This is a genomic window from Vibrio sp. B183 (assembly GCF_000740665.1).
Lineage (GTDB): Bacteria > Pseudomonadota > Gammaproteobacteria > Enterobacterales > Vibrionaceae > Vibrio > Vibrio coralliilyticus.
The window spans coordinates 246,609-272,741 of the sequence record NZ_JPQB01000005.1 but is presented as its reverse complement, the minus strand read 5'-3'; the positions used below and the strand labels follow the sequence as shown (position 1 = coordinate 272,741).

25 protein-coding genes are annotated in these 26,133 nt (G+C 33.6%); 20 read left to right on the top strand and 5 right to left on the bottom strand.

The window, feature by feature from the left end; all coding sequences use genetic code 11:
• Positions 1-8: 8 nt before the first annotated feature.
• Positions 9-518 carry a hypothetical protein gene (locus tag IX95_RS06895; RefSeq protein ID WP_038158170.1) on the top strand — a complete coding sequence of 170 codons (510 nt, stop codon included), beginning with the start codon at positions 9-11 and terminating at the stop codon, positions 516-518.
• A 112-nt stretch (positions 519-630) separates the two neighbouring features.
• Here the strand turns inward: IX95_RS06895 and IX95_RS06890 are convergent, their stop codons facing one another.
• Entirely contained in the window at positions 631-951 is a 321-nt protein-coding gene (locus tag IX95_RS06890; protein WP_038158168.1) for a hypothetical protein, read from the bottom strand.
• Between the two features lie 126 nt (positions 952-1,077).
• Between IX95_RS06890 and IX95_RS06885 the strand changes: the two genes are divergently transcribed.
• Complete coding sequence (locus IX95_RS06885; protein ID WP_038158166.1) at positions 1,078-2,208, top strand: hypothetical protein; 1,131 nt, start codon at positions 1,078-1,080, stop codon at positions 2,206-2,208.
• Positions 2,209-2,275: 67 nt separating this feature from the next.
• Here the strand turns inward: IX95_RS06885 and IX95_RS06880 are convergent, their stop codons facing one another.
• Positions 2,276-4,660: a hypothetical protein gene (locus IX95_RS06880; protein ID WP_038158163.1), complete on the bottom strand. Its 2,385-nt coding sequence runs from the start codon at positions 4,658-4,660 to the stop codon at positions 2,276-2,278.
• 246 nt (positions 4,661-4,906) lie between these two features.
• On the opposite strand from IX95_RS06880, the gene IX95_RS06875 reads away from it, so the two are divergent.
• The 3 genes from IX95_RS06875 to IX95_RS06865 all read left to right on the top strand — a co-directional run bounded on the left by IX95_RS06875 (position 4,907) and on the right by IX95_RS06865 (position 6,905).
• Positions 4,907-5,884: an ArsA-related P-loop ATPase gene (locus IX95_RS06875; protein WP_038158160.1), complete on the top strand. Its 978-nt coding sequence runs from the start codon at positions 4,907-4,909 to the stop codon at positions 5,882-5,884.
• An 18-nt stretch (positions 5,885-5,902) separates the two neighbouring features.
• A complete protein-coding gene (locus tag IX95_RS06870; protein ID WP_038158158.1) occupies positions 5,903-6,646 on the top strand; it encodes a hypothetical protein in 744 nt (247 codons plus the stop codon).
• A gap of 79 nt (positions 6,647-6,725) precedes the next feature.
• Positions 6,726-6,905: a hypothetical protein gene (locus IX95_RS06865; protein WP_038158155.1), complete on the top strand. Its 180-nt coding sequence runs from the start codon at positions 6,726-6,728 to the stop codon at positions 6,903-6,905.
• A 114-nt stretch (positions 6,906-7,019) separates the two neighbouring features.
• On the opposite strand, the gene IX95_RS06860 is transcribed toward IX95_RS06865, so the two are convergent.
• The 3 genes from IX95_RS06860 to IX95_RS06850 all read right to left on the bottom strand — a co-directional run bounded on the left by IX95_RS06860 (position 7,020) and on the right by IX95_RS06850 (position 9,582).
• Complete coding sequence (locus tag IX95_RS06860) at positions 7,020-7,784, bottom strand: hypothetical protein (protein WP_038158153.1); 765 nt, start codon at positions 7,782-7,784, stop codon at positions 7,020-7,022.
• Between the two features lie 72 nt (positions 7,785-7,856).
• Positions 7,857-8,936, bottom strand: coding sequence for a hypothetical protein (locus tag IX95_RS06855; RefSeq protein ID WP_038158151.1), 1,080 nt, complete (start codon positions 8,934-8,936; stop codon positions 7,857-7,859).
• Positions 8,937-8,976: 40 nt separating this feature from the next.
• Entirely contained in the window at positions 8,977-9,582 is a 606-nt protein-coding gene (locus tag IX95_RS06850; protein WP_038158149.1) for a hypothetical protein, read from the bottom strand.
• Between the two features lie 557 nt (positions 9,583-10,139).
• Between IX95_RS06850 and IX95_RS06845 the strand changes: the two genes are divergently transcribed.
• From IX95_RS06845 to IX95_RS06775, 15 genes are all read left to right on the top strand, one after another.
• Positions 10,140-13,232 (top strand): hypothetical protein, encoded by a 3,093-nt coding sequence (locus IX95_RS06845; RefSeq protein WP_038158147.1) that lies wholly within the window; start codon positions 10,140-10,142, stop codon positions 13,230-13,232.
• Between the two features lie 148 nt (positions 13,233-13,380).
• The gene (locus tag IX95_RS06840) at positions 13,381-15,459 is read left to right on the top strand and encodes a hypothetical protein (protein ID WP_152562014.1); all 2,079 of its coding nucleotides are present in this window, start codon (positions 13,381-13,383) and stop codon (positions 15,457-15,459) included.
• Positions 15,460-15,561: 102 nt separating this feature from the next.
• Entirely contained in the window at positions 15,562-16,092 is a 531-nt protein-coding gene (locus IX95_RS06835) for a hypothetical protein (protein ID WP_038158144.1), read from the top strand.
• 726 nt (positions 16,093-16,818) lie between these two features.
• The gene (locus tag IX95_RS06830) at positions 16,819-17,766 is read left to right on the top strand and encodes a hypothetical protein (RefSeq protein ID WP_038158142.1); all 948 of its coding nucleotides are present in this window, start codon (positions 16,819-16,821) and stop codon (positions 17,764-17,766) included.
• Between the two features lie 62 nt (positions 17,767-17,828).
• On the top strand, positions 17,829-18,470 hold the full coding sequence (locus IX95_RS06825; RefSeq protein WP_038158139.1) for a hypothetical protein: 642 nt from the start codon (positions 17,829-17,831) through the stop codon (positions 18,468-18,470).
• A gap of 60 nt (positions 18,471-18,530) precedes the next feature.
• The gene (locus IX95_RS06820) at positions 18,531-19,475 is read left to right on the top strand and encodes a hypothetical protein (RefSeq protein WP_152562013.1); all 945 of its coding nucleotides are present in this window, start codon (positions 18,531-18,533) and stop codon (positions 19,473-19,475) included.
• Between the two features lie 121 nt (positions 19,476-19,596).
• The gene (locus IX95_RS06815) at positions 19,597-19,911 is read left to right on the top strand and encodes a hypothetical protein (protein WP_038158134.1); all 315 of its coding nucleotides are present in this window, start codon (positions 19,597-19,599) and stop codon (positions 19,909-19,911) included.
• A 1-nt stretch (position 19,912) separates the two neighbouring features.
• Positions 19,913-20,266 carry a hypothetical protein gene (locus tag IX95_RS06810; RefSeq protein WP_038158132.1) on the top strand — a complete coding sequence of 118 codons (354 nt, stop codon included), beginning with the start codon at positions 19,913-19,915 and terminating at the stop codon, positions 20,264-20,266.
• Positions 20,267-20,372: 106 nt separating this feature from the next.
• Positions 20,373-20,777, top strand: coding sequence for a LexA family protein (locus IX95_RS06805; RefSeq protein ID WP_038158130.1), 405 nt, complete (start codon positions 20,373-20,375; stop codon positions 20,775-20,777).
• Complete coding sequence (locus IX95_RS06800; RefSeq protein ID WP_038158129.1) at positions 20,778-22,037, top strand: Y-family DNA polymerase; 1,260 nt, start codon at positions 20,778-20,780, stop codon at positions 22,035-22,037.
• A gap of 227 nt (positions 22,038-22,264) precedes the next feature.
• Entirely contained in the window at positions 22,265-23,029 is a 765-nt protein-coding gene (locus IX95_RS06795; protein ID WP_038158127.1) for a hypothetical protein, read from the top strand.
• 276 nt (positions 23,030-23,305) lie between these two features.
• Entirely contained in the window at positions 23,306-23,629 is a 324-nt protein-coding gene (locus IX95_RS06790; RefSeq protein WP_038158124.1) for a hypothetical protein, read from the top strand.
• Positions 23,630-23,901: 272 nt separating this feature from the next.
• Positions 23,902-24,357 (top strand): hypothetical protein, encoded by a 456-nt coding sequence (locus IX95_RS06785; RefSeq protein WP_038158121.1) that lies wholly within the window; start codon positions 23,902-23,904, stop codon positions 24,355-24,357.
• 4 nt (positions 24,358-24,361) lie between these two features.
• Positions 24,362-24,820, top strand: a complete 459-nt coding sequence (locus tag IX95_RS06780; protein WP_152562012.1) for a hypothetical protein — start codon at positions 24,362-24,364, stop codon at positions 24,818-24,820.
• A gap of 262 nt (positions 24,821-25,082) precedes the next feature.
• The gene (locus IX95_RS06775) at positions 25,083-25,832 is read left to right on the top strand and encodes a hypothetical protein (RefSeq protein WP_038158118.1); all 750 of its coding nucleotides are present in this window, start codon (positions 25,083-25,085) and stop codon (positions 25,830-25,832) included.
• Positions 25,833-26,133: the final 301 nt, after the last annotated feature.

Genomic DNA, 26,133 nt, shown 5'->3' with positions numbered 1-26,133 from the left:
GGGTTGTTATGTATCGAGAATTAAACGACTCACAACAAGCAACTCTAAGTTTTTTTTATCATCTTTTCTTAGAGAAGTTTGATAGTCCAAAACATTATAATACTTATGATGGTTTTATTATGGAGTTAAAACAGTCTGATTCTTTTCAGACTGCTCTATCACAAGCATTAACGGCTTGTGCTAATGATCTGACGGTGTTCATTGATGAGACTTGCAACAGAGAAATGGGCGAAGAAATTCACTCACGATTGATGCAGTTGCAAAAGCCTGTAATTTTAACTCTTTACAAAGAAAGTCTTATCAGAAGGTCATACAAGCTTTGTTTTATCAATGCAATTTATGAACAGCGTGATTTGACTAAAATTGAGTTAAATGATGTGAAGCAACTCTTGATTAGGATTAACGAAAAAGAACACGTATTTGAGTTGTTCGAGCTTTGTGTAAGGATTGTTGAAGAGCTTGTAGAGTTCAAACATAAAGTAAAGAGAAGGAAATTAAAAGGAAAAAAACCAAAGTGAAAACTTTGGTTTTTTGTTTAATGATGTTGTTGTGAAAGTTGTAGGTCCTGATAAAATAATACTATAAATTAAACGATTGGGATTGTGAGAATGAAAGTATCAAAAACAACGATTAACACCAATCAAAATCACCAGATTTAAGACGTTGAGAGAACTCAACGTTTTTAACTACTACTCTATGTAAGTCTCTTAAATATCTGATATTTTTATCATAAATACTCAAATCAGGTATGATCTGCAATTGCCTGTATTGCTTTGTTTTTATCACTGACAATAGCTGTCGGTGATGTGCAAAATGTTCTTCAAAATCTGCGATTGTAAAGCCACGCTCTTTAATCTCTGCGTTAAAACAAAATTCATACTCTTCGTTTTTCAAGTTCTTGAAAATTGTATATGTCAATTTTATTTGTTTTTTTCTTAATTCTTCACTCATAAAAAATCCCCACTCTATAACTATTTAATACCATAAAAAGCACGTTCTACAAGCTGGCTGCTTGAACTTATTCAATAAAATGTTATGTCTATAATTGTATAACATTTAAAAATAAGGAATATAAATATGATAAGGACAGTACAAGAATTTTTAGAGTTTGTAGAAAATGACTCTGGTTTAACTAATGTGAAAGGTGTAGAGCTTGTTGATGATGGTGATGTAGTGATTATTAAAAAATTACCACCAGTTTTTTTAAACTATGAGAAAAGTGAGATTGAAAAGTATAAAAACACTTTCAAAATATTTTTAAAGCAACATCTTGGGAAAGAGGTTATCTTTGAAGAAGAAAAGCAATTCAACACAAATGATTTTCCATTAAGTGAAATAGATGTATCTTTTGAAGAACCTATTGACGATTTTGATTCAGACGACACACCAAGCTTTGGTGTGAGTAAACCTGATAAAGAAGATGAAGTTGATCCACTGACTATCATCACCTTTAATCCAGCAGATACAGAAACTAAGAAGCGCATAACGCCATATAAAATCATCTTGAAAGTTGATGAAGTGTTGTTTAATGCGCTTTATCGCTCTGGGATTATCTCTAACACGGACTTAGTAAAAGTGAGAGATATGCTTAAACCAGTCTATGACCAGCGTTTAGTCTTATCACACTCTAAACGAGATGGTTTGATTGATACTGTGCATTTGACGTTTAAAAATACGCTTGTCGAGACTGATACTGTTGAGCTTGAAGAAGAAGCTTTGCTGTTTATCATCTTGTTCATAAACAAGCTATATGGAAAAGCTTATAGAAGCTCTTATATGCCTGTCTTTGAACATTTCAATGACCTTTTAGCGAATGGTTTAACGCTATCTTCTGGAAGTCGCATAGAGCCTTTAAGCAATGAATTTGCGTTGCAAAAGTTCATATCAAGTAGAAACCTAAACAGGATTCAAAACAAAGACGCTTTTACATTCATTAATCAGTGCATAATCACTCATCTACCACCGCTTCAAAGCGTTATCTTTAATCTCGAAGATGTGTTGATGCAGAAAGCTGATAAGAATAAGAAGCTGATAATGAAGGCGATCAATGATGGTTTTCTTGATTATAACGATGACATTAAGTTTTATCTGAATGTTGTAGATTTGAACAAGCTGGCGGTACTGTATTCTGCGTTTATAACTAAATACTATGTTCAAGCTATCTATTACGGTATTGATGAGCATTTCAAACTAAACAAGGCAAAATAGCACTTTTGCAAAAATTGAAAATGTGCATAAACTAAATAAAAACAACGCTTTAATGCGTTGTTTCTGTTTACATAGACAATGACGGTGATTGTCTGTTGTTTGGTTTGCGCTTCGGCTGTTGTGGAGTTTCTGGCTCTACGATAAAGGCTGATACAGGCTTTCTATCGATAGTGATATTCTCAATACCTTTACTTCTTAGTTTAGATACAGATTGCTCTAAAAACTCTTCGATGCGCTTTTTAGAAGCAGTGTCTAAATGCTTGCTGTCGAGTAAGTAAACCAAGTGCGTATCAGTGAAATTGAATTTGGTTTGGTTAGGCTTGTTAGCTGCCTTATCAATCGCTTGATCAGCACGATCTAACATCTGTTCTAATCGCTCATTCAACATCTGCTGAGTCTTCGAGTCAAAACCTTCAACCTCTATCTTATTCCTGATATTCGGGTCTTTGTTCAGTGCCACTTCCACGAACAACCATCTATGAAAATCATCGATCTGACCTGACTCTGGTTTGTAGCTAAGAGTCTTAATGTCTGGGTCATTTCTTAGAAGCTCTTTATCGATTAGCAAAGCGTCAAGTGCTGATTCTCTTGGTCTGAAAGCGTTATACTCAACAATGTCAGTAGAATCATTCTTCTTGAATATCTGAATGGTCGGCTCTGACGTATTCTTATTAAGCACTATCAGTTTATTGTTCAGCGATACTATCTCACGGTTTCTACGCTCTAACTCTTTCTCTATACCAGTAAGAAGAAACGCTTCTTTGTCTGTGCCTATCAAGATTCGATCTGTGATAGAGCTGGCGTTGAGATGAGCAACGTTGTACCTCATAAACCTGTTGTTAGGGAAAGCACTCATCACGTAGTTGCTTTGAAGCTCTAAAATTGACTCTTCATCAAGCTCAAAAGCTTCTGCGATTGCCTTTCCTTGCAAATCTTCATCTGCAAAGATACTCGATTTGTATTTAATGGCTTTAAAGTCAAAATTGCCTTTCTGATTCTCGATCACCTTGTGATACGTCAAATGCTTTTGCTTGCTTATATTGACGATAATCCCCACTGACAAACAGTTGTTGAAGAACTCGAAGAAATGTTGTTGTTTAAGCTTGGTTAGCTCTTCTGATTGAGTTTCACCAATCACAAGATTCTGATTTAACTTGTTCATTGCCCTGTCATACTTATCTCTGATAACTCGCTCAACTGCGTCTATTCTGAAATTTTTGTCTTTCGGCAAGGTCTTTTGAAGCGTCTGTTTGGTGATCAGGTTCTTAGAGTATTTCTTCAAGATTTTACGAGTGTTGTGAGTAAAGCTGTCATTGACGAAACTAATACCAGATTGCTGATCTGTGATGGTAAAAATCTGCTCTGCGTCTTTGTGCTTTGATGTAAAGTGCTTAGATTCAGTTTTATTCTTAACTTCACGCTTATCTATAAGCAAACCACGCTTTAAAAGCTCTTGTTGTAGCTTCTCGAAGGTCATACCGCTTTGAGAAAGTAGTTCATCAAGTTGAGTAGAAACAAAGGCTTTACGGTCTTCATAGTAGCTTTCAGCTTGATCACCAAGTCTCGGTTTTAGCTTCTCAACTTCATCAGCTTTAAGATCGTTAGCTTCTTTTTTGTGTAGACCTTGTGCAACGCCTTGAAGTAAGTATTTGCTGTATTTCTTTTCTAATTTTATTGAAACAGCACGATAAGCCTCAACGTAGTTGCGAGGGTTCAAAAACAGTCCAGTAGTAGGATCAAATGGAAAGTCGATATAGTGTATGTGCGCTCCGCTTTTCCAGTCTGGTGAAACGTGAATATTCATCAGCAATTGCACATCACTGATCTTCGTTTTTGTTCTGTGCTTCTTGGTTTTGTTGGTCTGTTCAGCTTTACAGTAATTAGCAAATTCTTTTGAAAACTCTTTTGCATAAAGCGTTAAAAAGTCTGCTACGCAATATCTTGCGTAATCCTCTGCGTTGTCTATACCGTGTTTAACTTTAAACTCATCATCAATTGAATCATACTTGCTGTAAGCGTCTTCTCTAATCAAAGCTAATTCAGAATCATCTAAACGATGGTGTCCAAATCGAACAGGAATTTCTGGAATCCTTTTGGTGATAGTCTGTTTAGTGTGCTCGTCAATTGTAGTTATTTTACGATTTGATAAAGCTTTTACATTCCCATTTTCATCAATGTTCTTCCATTTTTTTGATGATTTATAGTTTTTGTGGACGTTAGCCATAACTGATTTTATGTATTGTTCACACTTCTCATCAAACGCCTGATTTGGTGCGTTTTTAGCTCTTAACTTAAACCAGCTTTTGATATCAACATCACTATCAATGTTAGAAACATCAAGTGATCTTTCTAAACTAAAACCTTTTCCTTTCTTTTGTTTGTTCCAATATTTGAAGTGCGTTGTAAGCGCATTTAATTCAAACTTCTCTAATCTATATACTTTTGAAATCATTGTTTTATCTCCTTTTCTTTATGTCATAACACGTATAAGAAATCTTACAATGCACAAAAGAAAATTATTCTTTTTTCAATATGATTAAGCATTTTTTCAAAAATCTGAAAAAGTGCTATCACCTTGAAATAAACCTTATTTTAATATGGTCACTGTCATTTTTTCAAAAATTGAAAAAGTGCTATTGACAAAAGAAAGGGTCCTGGTAATTTAAATTATAAGAAACAATTTTAAGGAAAAATAAATATGTATAATCCGTGGAAACAAAAGTTCATCAAAACTTTTGAAAGAAAAGAGTTTAGTAAAACAATCGTTGTTAAGGTTCACACTGATAAAGGTGGTCTTGGTAAGTCAACAATCGCTACTCAAATCGCACAAGCGTTTTCTTTAAGAGATAAAGAAACCACTATCGTTATCGTTACTGCTGACGTAAACGAATGTTTGTTGAAGTATCTAAATGAGGAGTTTTGCAATAAACAACTTGGTAGAAAGTTAAACTTAAAGCTTATCGCTATTGAAAATGCAGATAAGAAATCAAAGAACCAAATCAACCAAGAGATTAAATCTAAACTTTTAGCTGATGAACGTTTAGAAAACTTTCTTGAAAAGAATGATGAATCTCTAACAGAAGAAGAGTTAGAAAATACTTTCTTTTTAGAAGACAAAGGTGAAATCAAGCCTGTCGATATGATTATCTATGATATCGCTGGCGGTATCGATCAGATCGAAACTGATGAAGTTAAACAGGATTCTATTGACCATTTTATTACAGTTGCTAACGCAAACAGTGCAAAATCAAAACAACGTGCTTTTGTATCAATCTTAAAAACTATCAAAGCAGAAGATGAAGCGTTAAAGGTTGCTATTGAAGAATCTGGTGATGATTACGCTGATTATAGTGCTGACGAAATCGCTGAAATCAAAGCAGAACAAGGGATTACATACAAATACGCTTACATTCATAAAGATAGCAGAGGCTATCAAACTGACTGGCAGAATACTCAAAAAGAACTGCGTGAAGTAGAAAAAGAATACAACGTTAAGATTCAACTAATCTACGTTCCAAAAATGAATTTTGAAGTGTTTGAAGAAGCTGGTCTTAGCTACTTTATCACTCGTGAATCAGCAGTTAAAAAAGGCTTTCGCTTTGGCACTATGAAACTGATGGAAGAGCGTAAAGATATGACTATCGCTGTAAAACAACTACTTAAAAATATTGCATAAGAAAAGGAGATTAGAACAATGGCATTTAAGATTAAAAGTAAAAAAAATAAAGTAGAAGTGCAACAACAACAAGAAGTTGTTGCTACTGAAAAAGATTCAATCTCTTTTGATAAAATCGTAGAGAAAAGCCAAAACACAAAATCAGCTTATACGTTCATTAGATTAAGTGAAGATCTTGTCAAAGAAATCTATGAAAGTGATTCTTTTGATAGTGATATTGCTAAATCAATATCTGACATAATCACAACAGCACATAACAGCGATAAGAAGTTTGTTGTTGATAACAACAGAAAGCAATCAAAAGGTAAATTGGTTAATGTGAAACTTAACGATGATTTTTTCAAAATGTTCAATGATAAAAAGAGAGAGCAGCTTTTCACTATTAGTCTGAACAATTACGTTAATCAGTTAATTGAGTGGCAGTTTAACGGCAATCCAGAAGTTGAAGAAGTATCAGAAGCTCTTACTTATGAGGATCAATTAAACAGAGTGGCGCAACACGCTACAAGCCTGATTTTAGCAACAAAAGGATTAAAAAAATCAGAGTTAGTGAAGATGTTAGAAATGCCAGTTGCAACAATTTCACGTTTAAAAACATTCAAGCTTAATGCTACTTCAAGATACATCGACAAGCTAAATTCAGCATTTGATGATTTAACAATTGATGTAGCAAAGAATAGAGTGGTATTAGTAAATGATGGTGAAGAAAGTATCTATAACTTTAATAAGTTTTTGAACTACAAACCATCGCATAATGCATAAAAAGATTGACTTTTCAAGTAAAAATCTGTATAATTTTAAAACAAAGGTAAAATAAATAATTTATTAAGAGAGGTAAGATATGTTATCAATAGTAGGTGGAATATTCCGTTTTTCTGGTGTAGCTGTTGGAATGGTTTACAACGCTTTTCGTGATGTAATGTGTCAAAGCGCATTAAACTTCTATGGTGGTTTAATTTTATTAGCTATCATTGGTTTTAACATTTACGATTATGTAAATAGCTTTTTAGCTGGATTTTAAAGAAGCACTACGTTTTGTAGTGTTTTCTTATACATAAATTTTAATCAGACAACCCAAATCTAAACCATTCTTTTCTACGCTTTTATCAAAGCGATTTTCTGACGTTCATTATTCTTAAATGACCAATCTATCACATACAACCAAACTTTCTAAAACATCATAATCACTTACCAACTTTGAAATTCTTATAGATTCCGTTTTATCACGTAAGACAAAACCAGAATCATTCTTGTAGATACAAAGCTCATCGACATTCAAAAGCCCTTCATACATTGCTTGCACTTCAATTTCAGACATAAAGCAATGCTTATCAAAGTCTATTGCTCTAACAGCGTCTTGCTTGTTTAAATCAAAGTTAATCAATACATTTAAAGCCTTACCTAAATCACCAGTTCGATTGTAAAACTCAACAATCTCATCAGCCAAAATCGGGTGAACCTCATACAGAAAATGAGTAAATTGCTCTGCGTCTAACGGTTCTAAAACTTGGTGCGCTAAACGGTCTACTTCCCTTGCTATGGTTTGAGGTGGGTAAAAGACATTATCTTGTTTTAAGATGCTGACATACTCATTGATAAGCGTGTCTTTCTTGTCTTTATATTCGAGTGGTTTGAACAGTCTACGATAGACTAAATCTGCTAACCGACCTGTTATCGGTAAGCTGTCGCAAATCGTGATTTGATCAAGATGTTCAATGATTCGAGAGAACTGAGAATCAGTGTTTGTGAAGCTTGTTAGAGCTGCAAAGTCAACGTGAATAAAACCGCAAACTATCTGACTGTATTCAGTTTTTAAGGCAAGAAAACGAGTAAAAAGACTGCCACGATTTCGCATAGCAGTTTCAATAATTTCATAGAGTGAATTGTTGTCGTTTTCCATTGCTCTAACTCTTGAACGTTAAAGCATAACAATAGTTAAAATAAAAACTTTAGTCAAATCAGAAAGATAGGCTTACCAACCATTTTTTGACAGCCAAATTTCATCAACATTAACATAAGTAAGATTAACTATTTCGATAGTATTTTTATGTAGATGTTCCAGCAACTTAGTTCTTGCGTGAACGCATTTTGCAGTATCACTACCATTCTTTTTTACATACTCATTTACTTGCGTTAAAGCCGTATTGATTTTGTCTGTGAAAACCTTCATTTCATCAATCAAATTGTTATTTTTATCATCAGATACAAGCTCTTGAATCTTGATTGAAGATAGAAGCTCAATGACTATTTCATAACGTGTTAATGAGTCTTGCTGTGTCGCTGTTTCGTTCTTCAAAAATGCTGATACATCAAAGCTGTTTAAGGCGTAAAGCTCTGACAATTTAGATAGGATTAAGATAGTGTCTTCATCGACCAATTCAGCATTGGTTTTATTCTTTGCAAGGTGATTTGATAGTTGCGTAAACCTCTCACTCATTTGTGAGTTATGAAGTGCTTTTTCATCACTTATTTTTATTTGCTCTATACGCTCGTTTAGCTGCTTCACTGACTTAATAGATGTTGTGGCTGTCTTTGATGGTTTAAGACGTTTAAGAGCGTCTACATCAACGATGATTTGAGTGTAATACTCATCATCTTCTGAGATAGGTTTAGCTTTGAATTTTGGCTTTGAAAAATCGTCAATGATAGAGAAACAAGTCTCTAAAAAATAAAACAACATCTCTGTAAAACTACCGTCATTGTATAAGGCTAAATACTCTGTTTTGAAGTCGATGTTTTCAAGAAAAGTTTTGGCTTGGTCTAAGCTCAATCCCTCATAAGACTTGTTAATCATCTGGGGTAGAACAGCACCAGCTTGAAGCTGCTTTACGTGTGCTGTGATTTGTTGTTTATTTGGTTGAAAGGTCTTTGCAAATCCTTTCTGTTTTTCTTCATTTTCTGTTGCTGAAAGTTTAGTTAATGGCTTGTGATTTATAAGTGAATCAAACAGCTCAACTTTACTCAAAATCTTCTTTGAATCGTGAGCAAATTCACCTCTCAATTTTAAAATTAGACTCTCCATTTCTGTGTTTGATTTATATGACCAATTCATTGTTTTACTCTCCATTTTTTAAAGCGAGTTGTTAGCTCGCTTATGCTTGTTCCTTCTGTTGTTTTTTAGTTGTGGTTTTCTTTTTGTTTTGCTGTGAAATGAACTGCTTTAAGTTAAGTTTTGCAAGCGACTCAAACAGGTTGATTGCTGATTCACTTGATAACTCTTCCAGCTCAATTTTCTGAGTTAAAAGCGTTAGAGCTTCTTGCTTCAAAGACTTCAATTTATTGTCTGTGTTTGATGTATCTGCCAAGCGTTGAGCTTTGGTTTTTGCTCTGTTCAAAAACTCTAAAACTTGCTCTCTGTTCTCGAAGTGCTTGATTGATTTTGCTGCTCTATATTCTTTCAAAACACTCTTATTAAAATCAGATTTGTCATTGATGATTAGCTCTATGACATAGACCTGTGAAGCTGTGTTTTTTGGGTCGGACATAGCGGTTAGGTTTGCTTGAAGTATCGTTTTAAGCTGCTCAACTTCACTCAGAAACTTAGAAGAATCTTTTGATTTTTCTAATGATGATTTTAGAGCTTTACACTCTCTTGAATGTTTGTTGATTGATTCATTTAGTAGTTGCTTTGGCGACTTCTCTTTTTTCATTTCAGTGTTGTTGTTTGTAATGATTTTTTGTTGTTCATTATTGTGCATTGTATGAGTCCTCTCTTTAATAATTTATGCTCTCATTTATATTTATTATCATCTTAAAAAGATTCGTCAAACAACTCTCTCAACGACTGGCAAGGAGTATATTTAGCTTCCAGTAAATATTTCGGTTTTCTTTATCATTACCAGAATTGGTAATGTAATGAATACCTTTCGTCTTGCTAAAAGATAATAATCCCTTTACTAAGGTATTTCGTTTTTTCATTACAAAGTTCATTACCTGCGTTGGTAATGAGATTTTGAAATTGATCTAAAAGTCGTTTTTTGAGTAAAAAAGTATCTGATAATTTTTTCAAAAACTTACAGAAAAGTATAAAAATATTTTGACGTTTTACTGAGTTCTCATTAACTCAATTTTGTTCGATAAAACTGAAAGTAGAATTAAATTATAAAGTAGTTAAAAGAATAACTCTGTGTTGATCTTGTCGTGGCAACTTCAAGCAAAGCTTTTGTTGCTTTTTCTGTAAAAGAATTATGCAAATAATAATATTGACTTTCTTTGTTTTTATGGATTACTGAAATCATAAAAGGAGAGAATTTATATGGAGAAACAATTATTAAAAATTAAACAAATGTTGTTGATAGCTTTTGCAATGACACTATCAATAAATGTTTATGCAAGTGATGAAACAAACTGTCTATCACCGCAAGCATTCGCAAAGCAAATGGGTAATGTAGATGGTGGAAAGTTTTTGAAGCCGTGTTCTGAACAACTTATCGGTTATGACCATAGATTTATAAGTTGGAGTAAGACAATACTAACGCAAAGTGATATTGAAGAACAAAGAGAGTTTTTAACGAGAAAAAGTTTGAAAGTTGATGAGGTTAAACCACATCTGTCAGAGCAACTTTTTTTATGGGGTTTTACTGCTGTTGAAGTTTGGGGTGTTGTAGTTTTTCTTTTAGCTGCATTTGGTTTTTCAGTAATAGGAGTTGTGAATAAAGATAAGAAAAATAACACCGCTTTTACATCAGCTATGGTGTCTATTTGTTTTGCATTGGTTTTACTAACTGCTGCCTCATCTTCAAGCATAAGAGTTAGAGCAGTTTATTACCCTACGGCAATCGTCAATGACTTCTTAATCAGTCAACACAACGTTGAGTATTTAAACAATCTAAACGATGACTTTCTAAGTACATTAACAAGTGAAACAGCTACGTCTACTAACAAGAAATTGAGCAAAGCATTTCACCAACAAATGCTTGAAAGAAAAGTGTTTGAAAATTGGGTCTACGACAACGAGTTTGGTTCACGTAATAAGTATCACAATAATGCTTGGACAAAATTTGGAAAAATCAAACCAACTGGACAGCAAGCCTTGGACATTTCTTCTGAATGTTTATCAACACATCAGGCGGTGATGGACTACAACACTGAGATAAACCTAACGGGTGTTTTTGAATTAGATGTTGCAACTCAATTACCAGAAGCTATAACGATTAGAAGTGGTGGTGCAACGGCTAACTATGAGTGTGAGACAAAGTATTTTGGAAGGAAGCTTGATTCACTTTCAATACGTGCTGATTTTGCAAACATACTGACAAGATTTTTTGAGCAAAAATTTCAGTCTGATATGAGTGAAAGCACAAGCTTAACCACTGACTTCAAATCAACTTTTAACGCAAGCTTAGGTGAAGCACAAAAGATATTTGAGAAAGTGTCTGAGAACGGTTCAAACGCTAACTTACAAGCAGAAGGTTTACTAATGCAATCCTATGCTGCTGTTAAGTCTTCAAATGAATCAAGAACGAACATAAAACAGACTGCACAATATGAAAAAGTGGTGAAGCAATTTGAAGGTTTACTTGGTGACGAAATCCTATTCAAGAATGCTGACTTCTCTGTTGCCGAAGCTCTTACTTCTATGAGAAATGCAGGAGAAGCATTTAAGTTCAGTTTCTTAGGTGGCTACTGTCACGGTGAAGATGAAATAACTGGTGAATGTTTATCAGGCTTTCAAGCTATTGAAGATTGGGTTGGTGATACCGCTACATTGTTTTTAAATGAACAAGCTGCATTGAAAACCTCTGACCACGAATTTGCTCTAATGCTTGAACACGCTGTCGAGTTCAATGACTTTGATTTGAGCAAACCAAATTCAACATACTTATCTTTGACTAACGCATTTCATCTTGACGATTTTGAGTTAAAAAATATAGCTGGCAAACACTCTGTATTAACTGCAAAAGCTGATGGATCAAAAGCAGAAGAATTAAGGCTTGATGTTATAGATCGAGAGCTGGCGTTTGAGACTCTTCTAAATGCGATTGATGACGCTGTATATAGAAAAGCAGCTCAAAATCATTCAGAGTTTGTTGAAGAACTTGTTGGTGAGATTTTAAACGACATAAGACCAACAATTCATTCAGTATTGCACTTCGATCAGAAGATGATTGACGTTAACAAAGAGATGAGTCAGATACTAAATGCTTATCAAGACATTTACTCTATTGAACAAAGGACTTGGGACGTATCGAAACCGCAAACATACTTCCCTTACGATTTAAGAATCTTTGATGTTGATGAAGATAAAATTGAGTTATTCAATACAGTTAACAGTTTGAGGTTTTATGATGCTTCTTACTTGCTTGACGAAATTCCAGTAGCAGAGAGAACACAAACGACAAGTGATGAAGCAACGCTTGATGATCTAATAGGTGCTATCGGTATCAGTGAGAAGCTAAAAGAATCATTGATGTTTGGTCAGTGTCCTATGAGAACAGCAGACAACCGTTGTAATATGAACTTGATACAGCAAGTGAACCAGAACAAAGATCCAGCAACGACTTGGACTGTCATATTTGGTGCTCTTGGTCTGGGGCTTGAAGCTTTTCAAACTATCAAAAGTGGTGCTTCGAGTGTTCTTAGTGTCGGTAAAGGTAGCGGAATCTTAGGTGATGCAATAGCATTGTTGGGTGGTGCGCTGAATGCTGGCTTAGACACTATGATTGACACGCTGCAAGGTCCAATCGGTTTTGCTTTTGCTGTAATGCTTATCATAACTATTGCTTTATATGCGATTGGCTATATTGGTTTACTGCTTGGTATCAAATATCTGATTTACCCGATCAAAGAAGTATCCGTCAGACTCATAATGTTGGTATGGACATTCGTTGTAGAAGTGATTAGCAACATTTTTAAATTAGGAGCTGGCGAAAATGCAGGTTTTGATAAAACAATAACAGCGTTAAAAGACTTGTTCTTTGTGTTTGCATTTTTCCCGATTGAGATTGTTTACATCACTACAATCTTAACCAGTAGTTCAATTGGTGGAGCGATTCACGAGTTAGTTTTTGCAACTGCAAGTGATGATCTGATGAGTCAAGCGTTTCACGGATTCTTGTTCGTTTGTATCTTAATCGGTGTTGTTGTTTATGCAGTGTCTTCGATAGACCATATCAGGAATACAGGTCGAACAGCGTTAAATCTTAGAAGCACACCAGACGATAATGACTTGAATTTCGCTACTGCTTACTTAGGCGCACAATCATTCAGCAACGTGAAAAATGGTTTAGGTAGTTTCTCAAAAAGTATCACGGAAAGATACAAACCAAAACCAGAATCAAAAAAAGGTTCTGGTAAAGACAAAGAGAAAGATAAATCAAAGAATACAGAAAAAACTATTGAAAAATAATTTTAAAAGCAATCTCAATGAGGTTGCTTTTTTTGCTGTTATAAAAGCTTTTACTACATAGCAGAATCTTATCTACTCTCATTTTATTGAATTATGCTTTTTTTATGATAATCGTATCTATAAGAAACAATTATAAAAAGGCTTAAAAATGAAAAGAATAATATTAATTATAATGTTGCTATTTGCTAATCAAATGAGCTTTGCAACAAACAGTAAAATTGATGATTGTCCTACCTTGTCAGGGTATGGAAGCACGATGATGAATCAATTTGAAGAAGTCAGTAAATGTATTGATCAGCAAAGACAAAACAATAATGCAGATAAGACTAAAAACGCTTATGAGAATTTGACTGATACAACTATAAAAGAGATTGATCCTTTGTGGGGCTACGCCTCAAAATTATCAGTCATAATGATTATCTTCACCTTCTTCATATCAATATTAAAATACTTTGGAAGAATTGAATTAAAGACAAAAGCTGATATGACTCTGAATGTAGCAACAGGGATTTTTCTTGGGATTTTAGCTGTGTCGCCTCATCGAGTCGGGTTGTTGAACACCTTTATGATTGATCAGATTCAAAACCCTGCACTTGAAGCGTTTACAGTAGTTAATAAGATTCAGCAACTATCGAGTAGTGATACAAGAGAAGTGCTTGATTACAACATCATACCGATCAATGAAAAGGCTCAAATTGTCAGCTACTCCATCTTAGAGAATGAGCTTTGTGCTTCTGAGTATGAACAAAAAGATATGATTCTGATCGACTTTGACGATAAATATTCCTGGGCTAACGATGATTTGGCTGAGTGTCTTGAAGAGCAGAAAAAAATCGGTGCTAAGGTGGGTTTTATGGAGGCTGGCGGTCGATCACCTTTGAATTATGCTGTGAAGATGTGTAGTCAAAAGGTTCGTGGTGAGATTTACGATTGTGGTTCTGTTAGGAACTACTCAAACAGCTCAATCAACAAAACCATTGATGAATTTGCAGTTAAATACATCGAGTTAGCAAAGCAGTATCAAGGCATTGTATGTAATCAAGAATCTCAAACAGCAAAAAGCTATGAACAAGCCAAACATCTATGTAGAGAATGGGATGGTGAGAGCTTCATTTTAAAGAGTTCTAAACTTGATGTAGCGAAAGCTAATGAATCAGTGATTTTGCTTACAGCAGGACTTACAGAAGCTTTAAAAGAGTCAATCGGGTATGAAATCAGTAAGGAGTTAAAGACTGATATAGATACTTTTAGCTTTTACAGTCAAATCAAGGGGCTGTTGAGCGCACCATTTGACGAAACTGAGGTCATAGAAGCTACAAGCAAGGCTTTATCAGGCATTGAAGTTCGTGAACCTTTCATAGTGAATCAGGCGTTTGGTAATAGAACTGAGAGAGAGCAAGAGACTGTATCAAGTCGAATTGAATCAGTTGAAGATTTTTACGCTTATATCATTAAAGAAGTAGATTCAGTCTATGCAAGTGATGAAATAAACAGTGTCATAACTAACGAGTTTATGGACGCTATACGAGATCCAAAGCGTTTTATCGGCACTTATGAAAAGAAAGGTTTTACTGTTGATGAAATTCCTCTGAAAAGTGTTCAAGAAAATGTTATCCCACTTGCCACAATCAGCTTAGGTTTGAACTTTACTGGTAAGGCGTTAATTAACTCAAAGAATGCCTCTTTGAAGGTTGCTGGTAAGAAAGCGCAAAAGCTTGGTTCATTGGTTCAAAACGTGTTGATTTTAAGCTTCTGTGTGTCGCTTGTACTCTTTGCTTATATTATTGGGAACGTCTTTCAAAAAACCTTTTTAGTGTTGATTGATGTAGTGTTTAAACTTGCGACTAATCTTGTCGGAAAGAAGAGTTTTATAGCAGTCATTTTAGCTATTGCAGAAGCGTTTTTGAGTGTGTCGAGATTCGTTTTTGGTGTGTTTCTATCGATCTTAGCCTCAACATTTTTAAGCTCGTTGTTGTTTGTCTTGATGAATGAAGCTAATTTGCTTGTTGTAAGTACCGATTCAGTATCATTAGATATTATATCACCGATAATTTTTTGGACTGTTTATGTTTGTTCGACAATGATTATCTTCCTTTTCTGTTTTAGAAATGTGTTTGAAGTTTTGGAACAACAAACAACATTTAATGGTTCAATCTTTAAAGCTGAATCGAAAGGCTTAGAGCAAAACACAAGGAAAGTTGCTGGCATAGCAAATGTTATAAAATGATTTTTTAAAAGAAAGTGCGTAAAACACTTTCTTTTTTTGTCTGTAATTTGATTATTATTCTTTAATTGATATAACAATAGTTATACAACAAGGAGAATAATTATGATTAAAAAAATACTAACACTATCAACACTTTTAGTTTCAACATCAAGTTTTGCAATGACTTGTGAACAGATTGAATTTAACAAAGAAAAATATGGTTTTTCTGAGTTAAACGGTTTGAAGCTTGAAGCTAACGATAAGCTTGATCGTAGCGTTATAGAGAATATCACTTTTGCCATTGGTGCAAACTCAACAGTATCTTTAAACAGTGCAAAAGCATTTACTATGTATAACTATCAAGAAGATGGTGCTGTAATGAGCTTTGAGACTGAGATTAAAAAAGATGGTGTTGGAAGGTATAAAAACAAGCTAAATGCGTTTAAGTTCGTTATCGAGAGAGTAAGACCATACACGTATGATATAACTGTTTTTAAACCACGTTATGAAGGTGGATTTAGAGAAAAAACGGTGGTGTGGGACACTCCATCAACCAAATTCGTGCAGGGTGAAGATATAGCTACTGCGGTAAGGTATGAAGCAACAGACGATTCTATTGAATACCGTAATAATTTTAAGTGTGTGAGTGAGTAAGACGTTGACTGATTTTTGCAAAGCTGCTTTATCTATGCACTTTTGCAAAAATTGGAAATGTGCATAAACCTAATAAAAAGAGAGAGTTAAATACTCTCTTTTCTTATTTCTTGCATTTTAATATTTAAACTACTGAAAAGCATATCGAAAAACCACAAGTGGTTTTTAAGTCTGATGAAAAGAATCGACAAGACAATCAGTTGTTAATCATAAACACCCTGCCAATATTTCCATTACAGAAAAGTCGCAAAGCGACAAACAACTTTCTTTTAAAAATCGTAAACTTGTTAAAGTTTACTTATTATATTAAATATAGATAAAAATAATTATCTTATATAGCGATCACGACTTGCCTCAACAAAAACGATCACGCCTTGCCTTTTTTTGGGTTTTGTAGAATTTGGAAATTAGTATTTTAATATTGTTTTTAATGAATGGAATTAAAGAAAAGAAAAATAATTGTGTATTTATTGGATTTTTTAGCGATTTATTGAATTAAATTGCTGATCTGATATTGACTAAAAATGAAGAAATGGTACAACTTTTATTAAGACGAAAAAAAAGCACCTCGGAGAAGGCACTCATTTAAACTATCTAAGTCTGGTAAACTTATAGATATTGTAAAATTAAATAATGATTTGTCAATAGGAACTCCGAAAATAATTGTAAATTATTTTAATGCTAACTTTTATTAGTCTTAAAAACAATTATTAACGGAGTATTTTTATGTCAATCAACAATTCTTATCAAAGCAAGTTCAAAACAAACTTTTTCTCTATTTCAAGAGATCACTTACTAAACAAAGAAGTTAAAGAAAGATTCATTAACTCTTCATTGTCTGAATCACAAGTAAAGTTCAGAAACTACCTATTTTCACGCACTCAAATGCAGTTTAATAAACAAAGCACGTTCTTTGTATCTTTAAACACGAGAAAATCAGTGAACTGTGATTACCCGTTCACTAACGATAGTGCGATTAGAGAGCTTGTTAGCTCTTGGAATGATGAGTATTTCACTCTGTCTTACGCTTTTGATAATGCTACTGAACGCCAAGCGTTGAAAGTTAAGGTAAATGCTGTTTATTTTAGTGATTTTGCTAACGCTAACCTACGTGTAAACCTGACTGAACTAAACACAAAATCAATGCCTGTGTTTGCAAGAGAATTAAAGCACAAGTTTATAAGTGGTGATAAAGAGAATTTCGTTTATCTGAACGATTTTGCTAATGAAGCTGGCAAGTTCTCAACAACAACAATCGAATGCAAAAAGGTTAGACACCAGACATTCAAAGCAGCTTGCAAGAAAGCTTTAAAAGCTTGTTCTACCGTTGATTCAAGCACTATCAGATGGTGTAAAAACACTTTCAGATTCTTTTATGAGCTTACAGAAGCGACTATGTTAGACAAAGTGCAAAGAGCAGGAAAAAGAGCTGTTAAAACGGCTGTTGATGTTCTTGATTCTCTTGCAGGAAAAGCAGCTAAATTAGCTGGTAAAGCGTCTACAAAAGCGATTAAAGATAAGTTAAGCAAAGCATTCACTTCAACAAAACCGAAGAACTATGCTTCAAATGCACAATCAAAAGTAAAAAATGATGTTGTTAAATCTCAAACAGCAAGCGAAGCTGTGTCTGATAAAGATGATTTTGATTCTTTCATAGAAAACTTTTCATTCTAAACTTGAAATGATTCTACTGTTGATTTACTTTGTTTATATCAACAATTTTGGAGTTTTGCATTATGAAAATGGCTGAGAAGGTTCAAGCTGTAAACGAAATTTTTCTTTCTACAACTAACCAAGAGAAGTTTTTAGAAACTTATGGTTTTGAAGCTTTGAAAAAGGTACAAGCTAAACTAAATTCTCTTATCGAAAATCAAGAAGAGCATTACAAAAAACTTGCGGAAGAAGAAGCTGAGAGACTAAGAAAAGCGGAAGAAGAAGCAAAAGCTAAACTTGAAGCTCAAATTGAGGCTCTTAAACCATTTGCAGCACTTCAACTACCAGAGTCTAAACAAGGTGATGAATCTGCGGTTCGAGCAAAAGCAGAAGAGCTACTTTCTGCAATGTCGAAACCTCAACCTGTTGAAGAATCTGCTACTAAAACAGTTAAGGAAAAAACGTCAAAACCTGTTTATAAGTTTTACACTGTTGGTGGCACTGTTGAACGTACTAAATCAAATCCAGATCAAGCCTTTAAAGCTGCATTAACAGCAACGGGTCTATCATCAAAAGAACAATGGCAACTTCTTCACGAAGATTCTATTGAAGCATTTATCGATGATGAGTCTCCAAAACCACAAGTAAGTAAAAAGCTTATTCAGTCTTACAGAGACTTTTTTGCTGCTCGAAATGTCGAAGAATTACTTGCTAAACTAAAATAATATTTAGTTAAAATCCTATTCTTTAAGCCACTTTCATAGTGGCTTTTTATGGTTTCTGTTATGAAAAAAATATTAGCTTTATCATTAGCACTTACATCATCATCAGTTTTTGCTATCCCCTTTAATCTTAACTATGGTGATAATATTAATGAACTTGACTCATCAAAGTGGGGAAAACCAAAAAATATTACTTCTCAATCACTAACAAGTGCAAGAAATGGTTATGTGCATACATACTGTGATCTCGATACTATCAGAGTTAGCTATGTAGACAGTCCTCAAACTTTTAGTCCTTCATATTTTAGTGACGACTTTCGAGATAATCTTTCGCTACCAGACTATAAGCAACTCGAAAACCGTTCATCAGAAATGATGAAATTTATTATTGATGAAAGATACCCACCTTACATTAATAAAGATAAGAACCAAATTGCAAAGTCTGTTGTTCAGTCAAAAGAGTATCAAGACTATGCTGATTTTTCAAAAGAGGTAGAAGAGACTCACCCAAGAATTAAAGTTCATTTGTATGATTTTGGGGATAACAAGCGTTGCATAACTACTTCTGGAAGTAAGATTATTCAAGTTTCAATTACTGAAAGTGGCTATCGTAGTTCGTTTGATAAAATCTATAATGACGTAAAATCTAAGTATAAGGTAAAGTCTAAAACTGTTTACAAGGCTTACCCTGCAAGAGATTACGATAAGGAAAGGCTTTTCTATTATGAGGAACTGAAACTTGAATCACCTATTGAAAATGAAGTAATTACGGCTACTAAAATCCTTCGAAATTACAAGCCTTCCTTTTTTGATAAGATTGAAGAGAAGGAGTTAGATTCCCAATCAATTGTCTATACTAATATTAAGATGTATAACGATTTCATCGCAAGTCGTGAAGAAGTATCAAAGCATTTTAATGAGACTATTGGTAAAAACCTTCAAGATAAAATTAAAAGTTATCTGAAAAAACTCGACAAAAAATCTAACGAAGATTTAGATACCTTTTAACCTAATCCCTTTGTTTAAGCCACTTTTCATCGTGGCTTTTTTTATATCCGTAATCGTATATTGAAGTATTCTTTTTTTGTGATAACTGTGTAGTTATAGACATAAAAAAGGAGAAACAATTATGATAAGGCAATCTATTTTAATCACTTCACTACTAATCAGTAGCAATGCGTTTGCTGATAAGTATAACTTCACAACCTCTGACTATTTTTCAGCAGAGAAGATCACTACCACGACAACTCAAAAACTACTGCAAAAGCGTGGCATTTGGTACTTAGAGCAAAAAGTAAAGACTAAGGATCATTCTGGTCGTAAAACCAGAACAAAGACGTTTTATCAATGCTTGAATGGTTTTCCTTACGATCCGTATAAAGTGAATTCTTGGCAAACCACTGATAAGAACCTTACTGGCTGCCCTGACAAGATCGGGAAGTGATATGAGTAGTTTTAAGCGTATAGCAAAGACTATGCTTGCAGCCTCTCTAATCACTGTATGTAGTGGCTCGTTTGCTACTGAGTATGACAGAACTTTTTACACTTACAGCGATGAAGCTAATACAGTTAAAGTTGCGAAAGTGGTTCAGACACTTCATCAATCAAATGGAATTTGGTATTTAAAACAGCACTTTTCGTATGTGAATGGCGGTGGACCTGATTTTTACGGTTATAAGTGTTTCAATGGCTACCCCTATAATCCATTGATAAATAAATCACAAAGTTGGTTAGGAACAGACTCAAAGTTGAGTCGTTGTGAAAGATCAAAGCAAGAGTTAATGAAAAACGGAAGCTGAAAGGCTTCTGTTTTTGTTTATAGACTGAGCGTTTGAATTTGATGCTCTTGATCGATTCAGTGTCTTAAATCATACTAACTGTATATCTATACAGTAGTGTTGTTTTATGAAAGTTATCCCAATTCCAGCGAGTGCGGGTATCACTGGCTTTGAAAGCCCTGCGGCTGAATATAACCAACTTGATTTGTCCCTTGATGAGCTTCTTGTCGAGCGTCCTTCATCAACTTTTCTTGGCTTTGCTAATGGCGATAGTATGACTGATCTTGGAATCTTCGATGGTGATTTGCTTATCGTTGACCGCTTTCCAGTTGCTAAACATAACGATGTGATAGTTGCTAACTTGAATGGCGAGTTTATCTGCAAAGTCTTAGATATGACTAACCGCCAGCTTCTTTCTGCCAATTCTAAATACAGTTCTGTAAGGATTACTGAAGATGACCAATTTACTATCGAGGGTGTTGTTGTTGGTTCAATTCGTATGTTTAGAAAAAGCTATTTGTTGAGTGCTTAAATGTTTGCATTAGTTGACGCTAACAGCTTTTATTGTAGTGCTGAACAGGTTTTTAGACCTGATCTACGTGGTAAACCTATTGTTGTTTTATCAAACAATGATGGTTGTATAGTAGCAGCTAATAGACAAGCAAAAGAACTTGGGATTCCTAAGTTTTCACCATACTTCAAAGTCAAAGCTGAATGTGAGTTAAAAGGCGTTATCGCATTCTCTTCAAACTACGAACTGTATAGCGATTTAAGCTCAAAAATGATGAATGTGATTGGTCGTTTTGCTCCTGAGCAATTTGTTTATTCTATTGACGAATCATTCCTATCGTTTGAAAAAACATCATCAGCAATACCGTGTTTGGTTAAACACGGTCAGACACTTAGAAAAGCTGTTTGGAAAGAGTGTCGTTTACCTGTGTGCGTTGGTTTTGGCACTACTTTAACGCTTGCGAAATTAGCGAATCACCTTGCTAAGAAAAATCGTGAGTTAAACGGTGTTTGCTTACTTCAAGATAAATACACGATAGAACAGCACTTAAAAGCTGTTGATGTTGGAGATGTTTGGGGGATCGGCAGACGTTTATCAAAGCGTATGCAATTTATGGGTATAAATACAGCTTATGACTTAATGAAACGTCCTGCTGCGCTTCTACGCAAAGATTTTAACGTGGAGGTTGAGCGAACTTGTAGAGAGCTTAACGGTGAAATTTGCAAGAAGTGGGATTTTGTAAAAGCCGATAAACAGCAAATCTTTTCTACTCGATCTGTGGGTGAAAGAATCACTGATATTGATGGTTTACGACAAGCGTTAGTTAAACACGCTGGTATTGCTTCTCGGAAGGCACGAGAGCAACGATCACTTACAAGAATAATGATGTGTTTTGCTTCCTCTTCTCCATTCGATGATAACCCTGCAAGCTTCAAAATCACTCATCGCTTTGCTTATCCTACTTCTGATATTACCCAACTATCAAAAGTCGCTGGCGATGCTGTAAATCAGCTTTTTAGAGATGGTGTGCGTTATTACAAGATAGGCGTAGGTCTACTTGATTTGTCAGACGGTAGACACGAACAGTTTGACCTTCTGAATGAACAACCAAGCAATGACAAGTTAAACAATGTCTTTGATTCTCTGAATAAAAAATATGGTACAGATTCAGTTTTTATAGCTGGACAAGGTATCAATCAAAAGTGGTCTATGAAAAGACAACTACTCTCTAAACAATACACAACCAAATGGTCTGACTTACCTAAAATTTCTTGTCGATAGCACTTTTGCAAAACTTGCAAATGTGCTTAATCTTTCAATTTTTCCTTTCGATTTTCATATAAAATCAACATTTCTCAAAATTTTTTTTATTGAAATAATCTCTTAAAATGCGCCTTTCTTCATTTTGGTTAAAAAAACTTTTGCAACTGCTCTTGAACTTTTATTTTTTAATGATAAAACATATATAGAAACAAAAAAACAATTAATTAAATAAAAGGAATATAACAATGAAAGAAATTAAAATCATTAAAAAAAATAGAGCGAATTTTAGAATAAGTTTTGATAGAACTGAGGCTGATTTAGTTATTGATGAGAACACTCAAAACTTTGAAGCTGGTGAAGTAGTTAAAGGTTATCTTGTAGAAGTAAAACAAAATAGCTTCAAAGGTAGAAAACCAAAGTTTAGAAAATACACCTTTTCAAATGAAGAGCCAGAAGTTGAAATTGAAGGTTATGCAAAACTTAACCTTGAAACTTGGCAATTTGAGCTTCATATCAAACCGAATATGAAAGCACCTTGTAAAGATAGAAAGATGAACTGGAATCCAGAAAATCTATGTTGGCAAACACCAGATAGACACATTTTATCAAAAGCGTTTCGTGATTTGAGTGTAAGATTTGAGGTTAGGTATGACGATGACTACACTGAAAATTTAAAAGAGTTTAATAGAATAGAAGAAGAAGCAAATAAGAGAAGTTCTGAGGCTGAGAAAACCAGAATTGAAGATCTTGAAGTTCATTTAACTGAAAAAGAACTAACAGAAGTTCTTATCGAAGTAGAAATGAAAAAATCTTTATTGAATGGTAAATGGTGGAAGTCAAACTACGACCAATACAAAAAATATGAAGTATTTAATGGTGGGCGATTTGGCACTCACGACAAAGTAACAAAAGATGGTTATATCAAGCAATTTCAAAGCTTAGAATACATTACAAGAGTATGCCACGCATACAACTGTAAATCAGTAAAAGACCTACTAAGTAAAGTGTAAAAAAAGAGAAGCGAAAAGCTTCTTTTTTATTTTCAAATCAATCATTAAGCACATTTCCAATTTTTGCAAAAGTGCTATACCTTCAATTACTTCCTTCAATTTTTCCACTAAATCAACATTTTTAAAAATTATTTTCGTCTAAATAATCCCTTTAGATGCCCCTTTCTTTATTTTGTTGAAAAAAACTTTTGCAATTGCTCTTGAACTTTTATTTTTTAATGATAAAACATTTATATAAGCAATAACATTTAAACAAAATAAATAAGGAAATTAAAAATGAATAAACAAAATCATAAAAATTTAACACTTGGTATTAATGAAGTTTTAGTAAAGATTCCAGTAGAACTAAAAGATTTATTTTTAACATACTTTTTTGATGCACAAGAATCAACAGTTGCAGGTTTTAACTATACACTACCAGTTAACTATCTGAATAGATTAAATCAATTTTTGAATGAAGTTGATGGTATTATAAATCATCTTGAAGAAGAAAAGACAAAGTTGTTGACTAACGATGAGTTAAAAAATATCAGGACAATCTCAACTACGCTTATTCACGAAATTGCACACGCTAAACTAAGTGTAAAAAAAGAAGTATGATGAAAAAGAAGCGAAAAGCTTCTTTTTTTGTTTCTAAATCACTATTAAGCACTTTTTCAAAACTTGCAAATGTGCTTAACCTTTCAATATTTCCTTTCGATTTTCATATTAAATCAACATTTTTAAAAATTATTTTCATTGAAATAATCCCTTAAAATGCGCCTTTCTTTATTTTGTCAAAAAAAACTTTTGCAATTGCTCTTGAACTTTTATTTTTTAATGATAAAACATAAATAGAAACAAAAAACAATTAATTAAAATAAGGATAAATAATGAAACATATACTTTTAAATATTCAACAAACTATCGAATACATTACAAGTAAAGAAATCGAGTTTAAGTCATTCGTTCACGAACATCATGTAGAAAATCTAATTGAGGCAATGATTAAAGAAAAATTCACACCGTCATCAGTGGTTAAAGACAATGCTGTAAAAGGTGGTTCGTTAGAGTTATTAAATGAACTATTCATTAATGAAGATTCAAACAGTAGATTTTGCGTTGATTTAAAACTACTTGCTGACAATAAGTATCCAATTGTCAATAAACGACTGAAAAGCGACAACTTAATCACTCTTCGAGATTTGGTTATCGGTGTGGGATTTGCTCAAATATCAGATTTTTACAGTGAAAACTATGCAAGAGAATTTCAAGGCGAGCTTATGACTAACATAACCAAACTAACAAATAAATTAAGATATTATCAAGTTCATTTTGTAGTGGAGTAATTGAATGAAAAATATAACAAGGAAAATGATTCAAGCTGTTGAGTTCGTAGAACCGCATTCCACGCTTATCAAAGTTAAAGATAGCGAGCTTAGATACGTGTCTAAGCTTCTGATTGACCATAGCTTAGTTATTCGTGTTCAAGATGATAGAAATGTCTACATTGCAAAAAATCACTATCAACTAATCTATGCTGCAATTGCTGATATGCAAGAGTTTCAAGAGTTGGTCAAAAATGACATATCTAACCAGATCAGAAGTGAAGTTGTTGAATGGAAGAAAGGCAAGAGAATCAAGTTTGATACTCGTTTAGCTGATACCAAGCTGATGAAGTTCTCAAAGATTCTGCGTAAACAGAAAGGAACTTTACAGAAGAGATACATCAAAATTGATGGAGAACTTAAAGAATCAGTGTTGATAGATAGAAGGCTTGCTGAACATCTACAAGATAAATTCGAGTTATAAAAGAGAAGCGCAATGCTTCTCTTTTTTATTGTAAATCAATAGTTAAGCATTTTTCCAACTTTTACAAAAGTGCATAAACCTCAAATCTCTATGCTTTTCTTGCTATACATTTTTCAAGCTGAAACAATGTTTTTGTATTTATTTTTTCTATTAGATAAAAGAGATTTTTGATACTGGTTGTTTGAGTGAATTGAATATCTTTTTTTCTATGTTTAAATGTTAAAGAAACATAACGTTTCTAAAAATAAATGGAGAGAATAAAATGGAAGAAAGAGTAACAGTTGCTATGATTGATAACGCTTTATCAAAAGTCAGTGATGATAAAACAAATGAAGTTTTTAATGATATGTTTGATCGAACAAAAATTGACGGTGAGATCATTGAAGTTCATGTAGGTAATGAATGCCACGACAATTCTGCAAACTACATAAATGAATACGAATTTTATGTGGCTGTGGCTTATGAAAACGATGAGTTTCGATATTTTTTAATTGATGAAGATTATAATCTTTTATCTAAATCATCAGTAAATATAGATGATTTGCAATCTGAAATTGAAGAACGATACTATAATAAATTTGGTCAAGATGGATACTTTAATATCTATGAAGCTAAAATCAACGACTCGCTTGAACTTGATATGTTAAAGGTTCAGTTTGGCGATAAACTACCAAAAAATCACTTTGTTGTGTGTCATAGCAGAAAAGAATACTTTGATGAAGGTGAGAAAGAAGCTTGTTTTCTTGATTCCAAATGTGAATACTTTTGGACTAAATTCAACGATAGTGACACGTTGGCTTGCAAGTTGTATAGATATGAATATGAATCTGAATATAAAACATTCAAATATCAGTTAAAAGATACTGACGTATCACTTGAAAAGCTACTAAGAACAGATGTTAAAAAAATAGATTCAGTTTTAGATCTAAAACAAGAACAAAAATTCGAACTAAAAAATGATGTTGATGAAGATGAAAAGCCAAAACGTAGAAGCCGTAATCGACTGAGATAAACAAAGAAGAGAAGTGTGTAGCTTCTCTTTTTTATGCCAAATCGACAGTTAAGCATTTTTCCAATTTTTGCAAAAGTGCATAAATCAGAAACATCACTCCAATTCTTTTTTTTCCAGAAAAGCAGTAGCCTCGCTGCTGCAAACGTAGCTCTAAATATTTTTATAGAAATTCTATTGACTTTTATTTTACTTATGTATTAATAGATAATAAAGAAAGCTTGTGTTTTTTTTCGTCTAAATCAATTCCATAAGCTCTCCTTTTTTTAAGTTGATTGTTTCCGCCACTCATTTGAGTGGCTTT